The sequence below is a fragment of the Xanthomonas sp. WHRI 7065 genome (genome assembly GCF_040203115.2).
GTDB lineage: Bacteria > Pseudomonadota > Gammaproteobacteria > Xanthomonadales > Xanthomonadaceae > Xanthomonas > Xanthomonas arboricola.
The window spans coordinates 1,691,040-1,703,490 of the sequence record NZ_CP168194.1 but is presented as its reverse complement, the minus strand read 5'-3'; the positions used below and the strand labels follow the sequence as shown (position 1 = coordinate 1,703,490).

The following is a 12,451-nucleotide window of genomic DNA, read 5'->3' as shown; positions in this document are numbered from 1 at the left end:
CGAGTTGCATCCATGGGTGATTTCATCGGTTCGGTCTGGTGGATGATCGTCAGCCTGGGCGTGTTGGTGACCTTCCACGAATTCGGCCACTTCTGGGTCGCGCGCCGCTGCGGCGTCAAGGTGCTGCGCTTTTCGGTGGGCTTCGGCAAACCGTTGTGGATGCGGCGCGACCGTCACGGCACCGAGTTCGTGGTGGCGGCCATCCCGCTCGGTGGCTACGTCAGGATGCTCGACGAGCGCGAAGGCGACGTGCATCCGGCCGAGCAGGACCAGGCCTTCAACCGCAAGACGGTGTGGCAGCGCATCGCCATCGTGGCGGCCGGCCCGATCGCCAACCTGCTGCTGTGCATGGCGATGCTGTGGGCGATGTTTGTGGTCGGCAAACAGGATTACTCGGCCACCGTCGGCCGCGCCGATGGCCTGGCCGCCGAAGCCGGCCTGAGCCCGGGCGAGCGCATCGTGCGCATCGATGGGCGCGATGTCAGCAGCTGGAGCGATGCCAGCATGCAGCTCACCACCGCAGCCATGGACAAGCGCGATATCCGCGTGCTGACCGCCACTGATGGCGCCGGCAACCGCGAGCACACGCTGCGGCTGTCGCAGCTGCCGGCCGGCTTTGACGAGCGCCGCGTGGCCTCGCTGGCCGGCATCGGCTGGCAGTTCATGCTGCAGCCGCCGGTGGTGGGCCAGGTGGTCGCCGGCTCCGCGGCGCAGGGACTGCTGCAGCCGGGCGACCGCATTGTCGCCATCGACGGCCAGCCGATCCGCTCGGCCGACGAGATTCCCGCCCAGCTGCAAGCACTGGGCGCACAGGGCGGTACCGGCATGATCGAGGTCGCGCGCGGCGAAGACCGGCTGGCGCTGGAAATCGCCCCGCGCCGGTCGCCGCAGGGCCAGTGGCTGCTGGGGGTGGGGTTTGCGGCAGCGCAGGCGCCAGCCTACGACAGCCGCCAGCAGTATGGCGTGTTCGCCGCGGTGCCGGCGGCGATCCGTGAAACCGGCCGGATGACCGCCGATTCGCTGGGCATGATGAAGCGCATGCTGACCGGCCAGGCCTCGGTCAAGAACATCTCCGGGCCGGTCACGATTGCGCGCGCAGCCAACGCATCGGCCGAACGCGGGCTCGACTGGTTCCTGTATTTCCTCGGATTGCTGTCGCTCAGCCTGGCGATCATCAACCTGATGCCGATCCCGATCTTGGACGGTGGGCATCTGCTGTATTACCTTACCGAGTTGGTCAAGGGCAGCCCGATCAGCGAACGGGCCATGATTGCCGGGCAATATGTCGGCCTGGCGGTCCTGGCCGGGCTGATGGGACTGGCGTTCTACAACGACATCCTCGGCCTGGTTCCACGATGAAGCTGCTCCACTCTTTCCGCCTGTTGTCGTCGTCATACGTCGGCATCCAGCAACACCCGAAATCGACTCCAACCGGATGTGACATGACGCGTCTTCCCACTCGCCGCCTGCTTGCCCTCGCTCTTGCCGCCGGCCTCAGCCTGCCAGTCGTTGCCCTGGCCGCAGAGCCGTTCGTTGCCAGCGACATCCGCGTCGACGGCCTGCAGCGCATTGCCTCCGGCACCGTGTTCACCTATCTGCCGGTGAACCGCGGCGACACCGTGGACGATGCCAAGGTCGCCGACTCGATCCGTGCGCTGTACCGCACCGGCTTCTTCGAGGATGTGCAGCTGGATCGCCAGGGCAACATCCTGGTGATCACCGTGAAGGAACGTCCGGCGATCAACAAGCTCACCGTAACCGGCAACAAGGACATCAAGTCCGAGGAACTGCTCAAGGGCCTGGGCGACATCGGCCTGACCGAAGGCGGCACCTTCGATCGCCTGAGCCTGGACCGCGTGACCCAGGAACTGACCCGCCAGTACAACAACCGCGGCAAGTACAACGTCGAGATCACCCCGACGGTGAGCCCGCTGGACCGTAACCGCGTGGATGTGGCGATCGCGATCAAGGAAGGCAAGGCGGCCAAGATCCGCCACGTCAACCTGATCGGCACCGAGAAGTTCGCCAACGAGGACATCCTGGAGAACTGGGAATCCAAGGAGCACAACTGGGCCTCGTGGTACCGCCGCGACGACCAGTACTCCAAGGAAAAGATGTCCGGCGATCTGGAGAAGCTCAACTCCTGGTACCTGGACCGCGGCTACGTGGACTTCAGCATCGACTCCACCCAGGTGTCGATCAGCCCCGACAAGCGCGACATGTTCGTCAGCGCTGGCGTCACCGAGGGCGAGCAGTACAAGATTTCCGAGATCAAGGTCACCGGCGACACCGTGCTGCCACAGGCAGACATCGAGCGCCTGGTCATCCCCAAGGCCGGCGACATCTTCTCGCGTGCGCTGCTGGAGTACACCTCCGATGCGATCACCAACACGCTGAGCAACGTCGGTTACGCGTTCGCCAAGGTCAACCCGCTGCCGACCCCGAACCGCGAGGACCGCACCGTTGCGGTGAACCTGCAGGTGGTGCCGGGCCCGCGCGTGACCGTGCGTCGCATCCTGTACAAGGGCAACAGCCGCACCTCCGATGAGGTGTTGCGCCGCGAAATGCGCCAGTTCGAAAATACCTGGTACTCGCAGGCGGCGATCGACCGTTCCAAGATCCGTCTGCAACGCCTGGGCTACTTCGAGAGCGTGGACGTGGAAACGCCGGCGGTGCCGGGCAGCAACGACCAGGTCGACGTGGTCTACAACGTCAAGGAAACCACCTCCGGCAGCTTCGTGTTCGGCCTCGGCTACTCGCAGAGCTTCGGTGTGACCACCTCGGTGCAGTTGTCGCAGAACAACTTCCTGGGCGGCGGTAACCGGGTGGCGGTGGAGGCCTCGCGCAGCAGCTACCAGCAGCGCTACGCGTTCTCCTACACCAACCCGTTCTTTACCGACGACGGCGTGTCGCTGGGCTACAACCTATCGTGGCGCTCGCTGGACTACTCGGACTTCAACACCGCGCAGTACAACAGCAAGAATGGTTCGGCGCAGGTGGTGTTCGGCGTGCCGATCACCGAGAACGACACCGTCTCAGCGATGGTCGGCATCGACAGCAACCAGATCAATACGTTCCAGGGCCAGACCCCACAGGCGATCATCGACTACATCGATGCGGTCGGTACACGCACCTTCCATGCCTGGCGCACCGAGCTGGGCTGGGCACGCGACACCCGCAACGACTTCTTCATGCCGACCCGCGGCATGTACCAGCGCGTCGGCCTGGAGACCACCCTGCCCGGCTCCACGGTCGAGTACTACAAGCTCAATTACCAGATCTCCAACTACTGGCCGATCATCCCGGCGATCGTGTTGAACACGCGCTTCGAGCTGGGTTATGGCGACAGCTACGGCAACGACAGCTCGCGCGTGCTGACCAATCCGGACGGGTCGACGCGCACGGTCACCGCCACCGGCTTGCCGTTCTACGAGAACTTCTACGCCGGCGGCACCAATTCGGTGCGCGGCTTCGAAGACAACACGCTGGGTCCGCGTTCGGAACAGACCTTCAATTACACGCGCGGCCAGCCGCTGGGTGGTTCGTTCAAGACCGTCGGTTCGGTGGAAATGTATTTCCCCAAGCTGTTCGACAGCCCGTCGGCCCGCGTGTCGGCGTTCTTCGACTTCGGTAACGTCTACGACGGCGTGGACAACTTCAAAGCCAACGAGCTGCGTGCGTCCACCGGCGTGGCGCTGTTGTGGCGCGCACCGGTCGGCCCCATCTCGATCAGCTACGCGTTCCCGCTGAAGAAGGAAGACAACGACGAGATCGAACGTCTGCAGTTCACCTTCGGCGGCCAGTTCTAACAGCCAACGGCAACAAAAAAGGCGGCCCGCGTGTGCGGGCCGCCCGTGTATCGCCGGTGGGATGTCGGCCGGTCAGAACCAGCTGTCGAACCAGGTGGAAACGGTGTTGGACAGGCAGCTGGCGATTTCGCCGGCAGGCAGGCTGAGACACTGCAGTTGCTGCTGACCAGTGGCCTTGCCCTGATCGATATCGAAGGTCTGGGCCGATGCACTCGCGACCGCGCCCATCATGACCAGACCACCAAGGATGGAAAGAACGGTTTTCATATGCTTGCTCCTGGATTCGCCGCTTGATTGCGACAGGACCCTAGATACGCAGGCTTTGTTGGGAACTGTTTAATGGTGTTTTTTCCCCGTTAAAGCGGCGCTCCCACATTTACAAGAGGTTCACCCTGATGCGCTTGACCGCCAGTGCGATTGCCGAACAATTTGGGTTGACCGTCGTCGGCGATGGCGCCATCGAAGTCAGTGGCGTCGCCACCCTGGCGCATGCCGGCGCCGGGCAGCTGAGCTTCCTGTCCAATCCGCGCTACCGGCCGCAGCTAGGCCAGAGCCAGGCGGCCGTGGTGGTTCTGCGCGCCGACGATGCGGCGGATGCACGCGGCACCGCGCTGGTGGCCAAGGATCCCTATACAGCGTTCGCCAAGATCGCGGCCTTGTTCGATGTGGCGCCGGTGCGCGAACCGGGGATCCACCCTTCCGCGGTGATCGATCCCAGCGCACAGGTTTCGCCGAACGCCCACGTCGGCCCGTTCGTCAGTATCAGTGCGCGCAGCCGCGTGGGCGATGGCTGCGTGATCGGCACCGGCAGCATCATCGGCGAGGACTGCGTGGTCGATGAGGGCAGCGAGCTGCTCGCCCGCGTCACCCTGGTCACCCGGGTGCGCCTGGGCAAGCGCGTGCGTATCCATCCCGGTGCGGTGATCGGCGCCGACGGCTTCGGCCTGGCGATGGATGCCGGGCACTGGATCAAGGTCCCGCAACTGGGCGGCGTGGTGATCGGCGACGACTGCGAGATCGGCGCCAACACCTGCATCGACCGCGGCGCGCTGGAAGACACCGTGCTGGAAGAGGACGTGCGCGTGGATAACCTGGTGCAGATCGCACACAACTGCCACATCGGCGCACATAGCGCCATCGCCGGCTGCACCGGGATCGCCGGCAGCGCCAAGATCGGCCGTTACTGCCTGCTCGGCGGGCATGTCGGCGTGGTCGGGCATCTGGAGATCTGCGACAAGGTGGTGATCACCGGCAAGTCGGTGGTACGCAATTCCATCCATGAGCCGGGCGAGTATTCGTCCGGCACCCCTCTCACCGACAATCGCACGTGGCGCAAGAATGCCGCGCGCTTCAAACAACTCGATGTGCTGGCAAGGCGCATCCTGGCTGTGGGCAAGGAGAAAGAATGAGTCACCCCACTTACGAGCTGCCGATCGACGTCAACCAGATCCAGACGCTGATCCCGCACCGCTATCCGTTCCTGCTGATCGACAGGGTCATCGAGCTCGACCTGGATGCCAAGCGCATCGTCGGGCAGAAGAACGTCAGCATCAACGAGCCATTTTTTCAGGGCCATTTCCCCACCCGCCCGGTGATGCCCGGCGTGCTGATCATCGAGGCATTGGCGCAGGCCGGTGGCGTGATGACCCAGCTCGGCCTGGGACGCGACGCGCTGTCCAAGCTGTTCTACATGGTCAAGGTCGACAATGCCCGCTTCAACAAGCAGGTGGTGCCGGGCGACGTGCTGATGCTGGAAGTGCAGATGAAGCGTCTGATCCGCAACATGGGGTGCTATTACGGCGAGGCCAAGGTCAACGGCGAAGTCGTGGCCAGTGCCGAAGTCATGTGCGCCGGCGCCAAGGAATAACCCGTTTTTGGAGGTGAGACACGATGCGTGATCAAGCACCCTTGATTCATCCCACCGCCGTCATCGATCCGTCGGCGCAACTGGCCAGCGATGTGCGCGTGGGCGCGTTTTCGCTGATCGGCGCCGATGTGCAGATCGATGCGGGCACCGAGGTGGGGCCGCATTGCTCGATCCACGGCCCGACCCGGATCGGCCGCAACAACCGCTTCATCGGCCACGCCGCGATCGGCGGCGAACCGCAGGACAAGAAGTACGCCGGCGAGCGCACCGAACTGGTGATCGGCGACGGCAATGTGATCCGCGAATTCGTCACCATCAATCGCGGCACCGGCGGCGGTGGCGGCATCACCGTGGTCGGCGACGACAACTGGATGCTGGCCTACACGCATGTGGCGCACGACTGCCATGTCGGCAACCACTGCGTGTTCTCCAACAACACCACGCTGGCCGGCCATGTCACCGTGGGCGACTACGTGATCATCAGCGGCTTTGCCGGCGCGCATCAGTTCTGCCGGATCGGCGCGCACGCCTTCCTGGGCATGGGCGCGCTGACCAATGGCGACGTGCCGCCGTTCACCATGGTCGGCAGCGAATCGCTGGGCCGCCCGCGCGGCATCAACAGCGAAGGGCTCAAGCGGCGCGGCTTCGATGCCGAGCGCATCACCGCGATCAAGCGCGCCTACCGCACGCTGTACGTCGCCGGCCTGCCGCTGGCCGAAGCCAAACTGCAGCTGGCCGAACAGGCCAAGAGCAGCGAAGACGTGCGCGGACTACTCGAGTTCATCGAGGCGGCGGAAAGGCCGTTGTTGCGATGACGGGAATCGGGAATCGGGAATCGGGAATCGATGCAGGCGCGCATGCGGACGCGCCTGCCGCCGGTCCATCGCCAGCACTTCCGATTCCCCATTCCCCACTCCCGATTCCCAGCGCGCAAACGCGCGCCCCGCGCATCGCACTGATCGCCGGCGAAGCCTCCGGCGACATCCTGGGTGCGGGTCTGATCGACCAGCTGCGTCGCCGCTATCCGGGCGCCGAATTCGTCGGCATCGGTGGCGATGCGATGCGCGGTGCCGGCTGCCAGACCTGGTTCGATGCCAGCGAGCTGGCGGTGATGGGGCTGACCGAAGTGCTGCAGCATCTGCCGCGGCTGTTGAAGCTGCGCCGCGCCTTCCGGGAGCGGGTGCTGGCGTGGAAGCCGGACGTGTTCATCGGCATCGACGCACCCGATTTCAATCTGTCGGTCGAGCGCTGGCTCAAGCAGCGCGGCGTGCGTACCGTGCATTACGTCAGCCCGTCGGTCTGGGCCTGGCGCGAGAAGCGTGCGGAAAAGATCGGCGCCAGCGCCGACTTGGTGCTGTGCCTGTTTCCGATGGAGCCGCCGATCTATGCCAGGCACGGCATCGATGCGCGCTTTGTCGGCCACCCGATGGCCGACGACATCGCCTACCAGGCCGATCGCGAGGCCGCGCGCGCCAAGCTGGGCCTGTCCGCGTCCAGCACCGTGCTGGCGGTGTTGCCCGGTAGCCGCCATGGCGAAATCAGCAAGCTCGGCGATACCTTCTTCCAGGCCGCCTGGCTGGTGTCCGAGCACCTGCCCAACCTGCACGTGCTGGTTCCCGCGGCCAACCCCGGCTGCAAGCAGCTGCTGGCCGAACAATTGTCGCGGTCGTCGCTGCCGGTGCTGCGTTCGCACCTGCTCGATGGCCAGGCGCGCACCGCGATGCTGGCCGCCGACGTGGTGCTGCTGGCGTCGGGCACCGCCACGCTGGAGGCGATGCTGGTCAAGCGCCCGATGGTGGTTGGCTACAAGGTCGCCCCGCTCACCTACCGCATCGTCAGGACGCTGGGCCTGCTCAAGGTCAACCGCTACGCGCTACCCAACATCCTGGCCAACGACGACCTCGCCCCCGAGCTGATGCAGGACGACTGCACCCCGGAACGGCTGTGCGTGGCCCTGCTGGACTGGTTCAAGCACCCGGAAAAAGTCGCCGCCCTGCAACCGCGCTACCTCGCCCTGCACGCCGAACTGCGCCGCGACGCATCGGCACGCGCGGCCGATGCGGTGGCTGGGTTGCTGGAGGGCCGGGGTTCGGGAGTGGGGAGTGGGGATTCGGCAGGAGCAAAAGCGTGAAGATCATCGCTGCGGGCGCTCAAGCCGAGGCGCGCCAGTCGCCCTTGTTCGGCCAATCCCAAATCCCCAATGCCGAATCCCGGCGTCTGATCGCCGGTGTCGACGAAGCGGGCCGCGGCCCGCTTGCCGGGCCGGTGGCGGTGGCTGCCGTGGTGTTCGACCCGAGCAAGCCGCGCATCAACGGGCTGGACGATTCCAAGCAGCTGAGCGCGCAGCGGCGCGAGCAGTTATATGCGCGCATCGTCGAGCGGGCGCTGGCGTGGTCGGTAGTGCTGATCGACAGCGAGGAGATCGACCGCATCAACATCTACCAGGCGACCATGCTGGGCATGCGGCGTGCGGTGGAGGGCGTGGCGCATGTGGCCGGGTTTGCGCGCATCGACGGCAACCGGGTGCCCAAGGGCCTGCCCTGCCCGGCCGAGGCCTTGATCGGCGGCGATGCGCTCGATCGCGCCATCATGGCCGCCTCGATCGTGGCCAAGGTCACCCGCGACCGCCTGATGCACGAGCTGCACGCCCAGCACCCGGAATACCGCTTCGACCAGCACAAGGGCTATGCCACGCCGGTGCATCTGGCCGCGCTGCGCAGCCACGGACCGTGCCCGCAGCACCGCCGCAGCTTCGCCCCGGTGCGGCGTGCGTTGGGCATCGAGGCGACGCAGTCGCCGTGGGACGTGCCCTGCGCGGCCCCGGCCGATGACCTGCTGCTGGCCGACTGACCGACCGCCCTCCAGGCGAACCGGAACAGTAATGGCGTCCTCCATCGCTTGGCGCGCATGCCGCCGCTGCGGCCATGGCCTGGAGCATCGCGTCCCGCACCCACAGCCCCGCACGCCTGCCGATCCGCGCAATCGCCGCCGTCGCGCTGCGCGCAGCTAGCCGAAGCCTGAATCGGCCGCACCGCCCAGCCCCCGTGGCAGCTGGCCGCGGCCCTGCGCCGGCGCTGTCAAGCCTTGTTCGACCCGACCACGCTCGCTACCCTGACCACGCATTATTCCGGTCTCGCATGTCCACTTCCCGCTTCGTCCATCTGCACGTCCACACCGAGTTCTCGCTGGCGGATTCCACCATCCGTGTGCCCGAGAAACCGGATCAGGCTGACCCGAAAAAGGCCAAGCAGGCCAACCTGCTGAGCCGCGCGGTCGAACTCGACATGCCCGCGCTGGCGGTCACCGACCTCAACAACCTGTTCGCGCTGGTCAAGTTCTACAAGGCCGCCGAAGGCGTGGGCATCAAGCCGATCGCCGGCGCCGACGTGATGATCGCCACCCCGGACATGACGCCCTGGCGCATGACCCTGCTGTGCCGCGACCGCGAAGGCTACCTGAGCCTGTCGCGCCTGCTGACCCGCGCCTGGATGGAAGGCCACCGCCCCGAAGGCGGCGTGGCGATCCACCCGGAGTGGCTGCAGAGCGGCCACGCCAACCTGTTCGCCCTGGCCGGGCGCGACAGCCTGGCCGGGCGCCTGTTCGGCGAAGGCCGCGCCGACCTGGCCGAGCAGCAGCTGGCCGACTGGCAGCGCGTGTTCGGCGACGGCCTGCACCTGGAACTGACCCGCACCGGGCGCGAGGGCGAGGAACGCTTCAACCAGTTCGCGCTGCATGCGGCCGGCGTGCGCGGTCTGCCGGTGGTGGCCAGCAACGATGTGCGCTTCCTGTACGCCAGCGACTTCAATGCGCACGAGGCGCGGGTATGCATTTCCTCCGGCCGCGTGCTCGACGATCCCAAACGCCCGCGCGAGTACAGCGACCAGCAGTACCTGAAGTCCGGCGACGAAATGGCCGCGCTGTTCGCCGACGTGCCCGACGCGATCGACAACACGCTGGCGCTGGCGCAGCGCTGCAACATCGAGATGCGCCTGGGCACCTACTTCCTGCCCGCCTACCCGGTGCCGGAAGACGAGACGCTGGACAGCTGGATCCGCAGCCAGTCGCGCGATGGCCTGGCCGCGCGCCTGGAAAAGAACCCGATCGCGCCCGGCAAGACCCGCCAGGACTATGTCGACCGGCTGGAATTCGAGCTGGACACCATCATCAAGATGGGCTTCCCCGGCTACTTCCTGATCGTGGCCGACTTCATCCAGTGGGGCAAGAACCAGGGCATTCCGATCGGCCCGGGCCGCGGTTCCGGTGCCGGCTCGCTGGTGGCGTGGGCGCTGCAGATCACCGATCTGGATCCGCTGCCGTACAACCTGCTGTTCGAGCGCTTCCTCAACCCGGAACGCGTGTCGATGCCCGACTTCGACATCGACTTCTGCATGGATCGGCGCGACGAGGTGATCGACTACGTGGCGCGCAAGTACGGGCGCGAACGGGTCAGCCAGATCATCACCTACGGCACCATGGCGGCCAAGGCGGTGGTGCGCGACGCCGGGCGCGTGCTCGGCTTCAGCTACGGCCTGGTCGACAGCGTCGCCAAGCTGATTCCCAACATCCTGGGCATCACGCTCAAGGATGCGATGGGCGAAGGCAAGGACTCGGAGATGGCCTCGCCGGACCTGATCCAGCGCTATCAGGTCGAAGACGACGTGCGCGACCTGATGGATCTGGCCCGTCAGCTCGAGGACCTCACCCGCAACGCCGGCAAGCACGCCGGCGGCGTGGTGATCGCGCCCGAGCCGCTCTCCGAGTTCTGCCCGCTGTTCGCCGAACACGACCAGGACGGGCGCGGCAAGAACCAGGTCACCCAGTTCGACAAGGACGACGTCGAAGCGGTCGGCCTGGTCAAGTTCGACTTCCTCGGCCTGCGCACGCTGACCATCATCGACTGGGCGGTCAAGGCGATCAACGTGCGCCACGCACGCGCCGGCATCGACCCGGTCGACATCAGCGCCATTCCGCTCGACGATGCCCCCACCTACAAGGGCGTGTTCGCCTCGGGCAATACCGGCGCGGTGTTCCAGTTCGAATCGTCGGGCATGCGCCGCCTGCTCAAGGACGCGCGCCCGGACCGTTTCGAAGACCTGATCGCGCTGGTGTCGCTGTACCGCCCCGGCCCGATGGACCTGATCCCGGACTTCAACGCGCGTAAGCACGGCCAGCAGGAGATCATCTACCCGGATCCGCGCACCGAAGTCATCCTCAAGGACACCTACGGCATCATGGTGTACCAGGAGCAGGTGATGCAGATGGCGCAGATCGTCGGCGATTATTCGCTGGGCGGCGCCGACCTGCTGCGCCGCGCGATGGGCAAGAAGGTGCCGGCCGAAATGGCCAAGCACCGCGAGATCTTCCGCGAAGGCGCGGCCAAGGGCGGAGTGAGCGCGGCCAAGGCCGACGAAATCTTCGACCTGATGGAGAAGTTCGCCGGCTACGGCTTCAACAAGTCGCACGCCGCCGCCTACGCGCTGGTCAGCTACCAGACCGCATGGCTGAAACGGCATTACCCGGCCGAGTTCATGGCCGCGACGCTGTCCTCGGACATGGACAACACCGACAAGGTGGTGGGCTTTCTCGACGAGGTGCGCAATCTCGGCCTGACCGTCAAGCCACCGCGCGTCAACGAGTCGGCCTACATGTTCGAGGCCGCCAGCCCGGACACCATCCAGTACGGCCTGGGCGCGATCAAGGGCGTCGGCCAGGGCGCCTGCGAGGCGATCGTCGAAGAACGTCAGCGCGGCGGCCCCTACACCACCTTGCTGGATTTCTGCACGCGTGTGGGCACCGCCAAGCTCAACCGGCGCACGCTGGAAGCGATGATCAACGCCGGCGCGATGGACGGGCTGGGCAAGAACCGCGCCTCGCTGATGCTGCAGCTGCCGGAAGTGGTCAAGGCCACCGAGCAGCTGGCGCGCGAACGCGCCTCGGGCCAGAACTCGCTGTTCGGCGGGCCGGACCCGAGCGCGCCGGCGCTGCGTCTGGACCTGCCCGAAAGCAAGGAATGGCCGCTGGGCCAGTTGCTCACCGGCGAGCGCGAAACGCTGGGCTTCTATCTCAGCGGTCACCCGTTCGACCCGCACCGCGACGAAGTGCGCGAGCTGGTCGGCTGCGACCTGGGCGCGCTGGAGAAGATCCTCGCCTCGCAACAACGTGGCGGCGGCGGTGGCGGCGATGGCGAGAAACGCGCCTGGCGCCCGGAAGTCAGCGCAATCCTGGCCGGCCAGGTGATCGGCGTGCGGCGCAAGGGCGACAGCCAGGTGTTCGTGCAGCTCGAAGACGGCCGTGGCCGGGTCGAATGCAGCGCGTTCTCCGATGCGATGGCCGAGTTCGGGCATCTGCTCACCCGCGACCGCATCCTGATCGTCAAGGGCGGCCTGCGCGAGGACGAATTCAACGGCGGCTACAGCCTGCGCATCCGCCAATGCTGGGATTACGAACAGATCTGCGCCGACCACGCACAGCGCCTGTCGCTGCGCCTGGACCTGCGCGAGAAACAAGCCTGGAAGCGCATCGACGCGCTGCTGGCCAAGCACCGCCCCGGCAAGACCCCACTGCGCCTGGACCTGCTGCTACGCGCCCCGACCGGCGGCGTGGCCGGCATGCTCGATCTCAACGGCAGCCACTCGGTGCGGATCGACCAGCAGCTGATGGACAGCCTGCGCGCCGACCCCGCGGTGCGGACCTTGAAGATCAAGTACAGCCCTCCGTGGGCTTGAGGGGCGGGGATTGGGCATTCGGGATTCGGGATTGGCAACAGCAACCCGAA

Annotated in this window: 9 protein-coding genes; 8 read left to right on the top strand and 1 reads right to left on the bottom strand. The window is 66.2% G+C overall.

The window, feature by feature from the left end; genetic code table 11:
• Positions 1–12: 12 nt before the first annotated feature.
• Together rseP and bamA are read left to right on the top strand one after the other, a co-directional pair.
• Entirely contained in the window at positions 13–1,359 is a 1,347-nt protein-coding gene (gene rseP, locus ABQY64_RS07345) for an RIP metalloprotease RseP (RefSeq protein ID WP_349780606.1), read from the top strand.
• Positions 1,360–1,442: 83 nt separating this feature from the next.
• A complete protein-coding gene (gene bamA, locus ABQY64_RS07340) occupies positions 1,443–3,809 on the top strand; it encodes an outer membrane protein assembly factor BamA (RefSeq protein ID WP_349780605.1) in 2,367 nt (788 codons plus the stop codon).
• Between the two features lie 72 nt (positions 3,810–3,881).
• Here bamA and ABQY64_RS07335 read toward each other — a convergent pair whose 3' ends face one another.
• Positions 3,882–4,076 carry a hypothetical protein gene (locus tag ABQY64_RS07335; RefSeq protein ID WP_039520286.1) on the bottom strand — a complete coding sequence of 65 codons (195 nt, stop codon included), beginning with the start codon at positions 4,074–4,076 and terminating at the stop codon, positions 3,882–3,884.
• A gap of 128 nt (positions 4,077–4,204) precedes the next feature.
• On the opposite strand from ABQY64_RS07335, the gene lpxD reads away from it, so the two are divergent.
• From lpxD to dnaE, 6 genes are all read left to right on the top strand, one after another.
• A complete protein-coding gene (gene lpxD, locus ABQY64_RS07330) occupies positions 4,205–5,218 on the top strand; it encodes a UDP-3-O-(3-hydroxymyristoyl)glucosamine N-acyltransferase (RefSeq protein WP_349780604.1) in 1,014 nt (337 codons plus the stop codon).
• A complete protein-coding gene (fabZ, locus tag ABQY64_RS07325) occupies positions 5,215–5,676 on the top strand; it encodes a 3-hydroxyacyl-ACP dehydratase FabZ (protein ID WP_016902400.1) in 462 nt (153 codons plus the stop codon). Before lpxD ends, fabZ begins: the two co-directional genes overlap by 4 nt.
• 23 nt (positions 5,677–5,699) lie before the next feature.
• Positions 5,700–6,491, top strand: a complete 792-nt coding sequence (lpxA, locus tag ABQY64_RS07320; protein WP_024940381.1) for an acyl-ACP--UDP-N-acetylglucosamine O-acyltransferase — start codon at positions 5,700–5,702, stop codon at positions 6,489–6,491.
• Entirely contained in the window at positions 6,488–7,807 is a 1,320-nt protein-coding gene (gene lpxB / locus ABQY64_RS07315; protein ID WP_349780603.1) for a lipid-A-disaccharide synthase, read from the top strand. The genes lpxA and lpxB overlap by 4 nt, the downstream gene beginning before the upstream one ends.
• The gene (locus ABQY64_RS07310) at positions 7,804–8,526 is read left to right on the top strand and encodes a ribonuclease HII (RefSeq protein WP_238150300.1); all 723 of its coding nucleotides are present in this window, start codon (positions 7,804–7,806) and stop codon (positions 8,524–8,526) included. The genes lpxB and ABQY64_RS07310 overlap by 4 nt, the downstream gene beginning before the upstream one ends.
• Before the next feature lie 287 nt (positions 8,527–8,813).
• Complete coding sequence (dnaE, locus tag ABQY64_RS07305) at positions 8,814–12,401, top strand: DNA polymerase III subunit alpha (RefSeq protein WP_102596364.1); 3,588 nt, start codon at positions 8,814–8,816, stop codon at positions 12,399–12,401.
• The last annotated feature ends 50 nt before the right edge of the window (positions 12,402–12,451 follow it).

Bases quoted from the DNA above. Each gene is read 5' to 3' on its own strand.
- rseP (WP_349780606.1), top strand. From the start codon at position 13: ATGGGTGATTTCATCGGTTCGGTCTGGTGGATGATCGTCAGCCTGGGC.
- bamA (WP_349780605.1), top strand. From the start codon at position 1,443: ATGACGCGTCTTCCCACTCGCCGCCTGCTTGCCCTCGCTCTTGCCGCC.
- ABQY64_RS07335 (WP_039520286.1), bottom strand. From the start codon at position 4,076: ATGAAAACCGTTCTTTCCATCCTTGGTGGTCTGGTCATGATGGGCGCG.
- lpxD (WP_349780604.1), top strand. From the start codon at position 4,205: ATGCGCTTGACCGCCAGTGCGATTGCCGAACAATTTGGGTTGACCGTC.
- fabZ (WP_016902400.1), top strand. From the start codon at position 5,215: ATGAGTCACCCCACTTACGAGCTGCCGATCGACGTCAACCAGATCCAG.
- lpxA (WP_024940381.1), top strand. From the start codon at position 5,700: ATGCGTGATCAAGCACCCTTGATTCATCCCACCGCCGTCATCGATCCG.
- lpxB (WP_349780603.1), top strand. From the start codon at position 6,488: ATGACGGGAATCGGGAATCGGGAATCGGGAATCGATGCAGGCGCGCAT.
- dnaE (WP_102596364.1), top strand. From the start codon at position 8,814: ATGTCCACTTCCCGCTTCGTCCATCTGCACGTCCACACCGAGTTCTCG.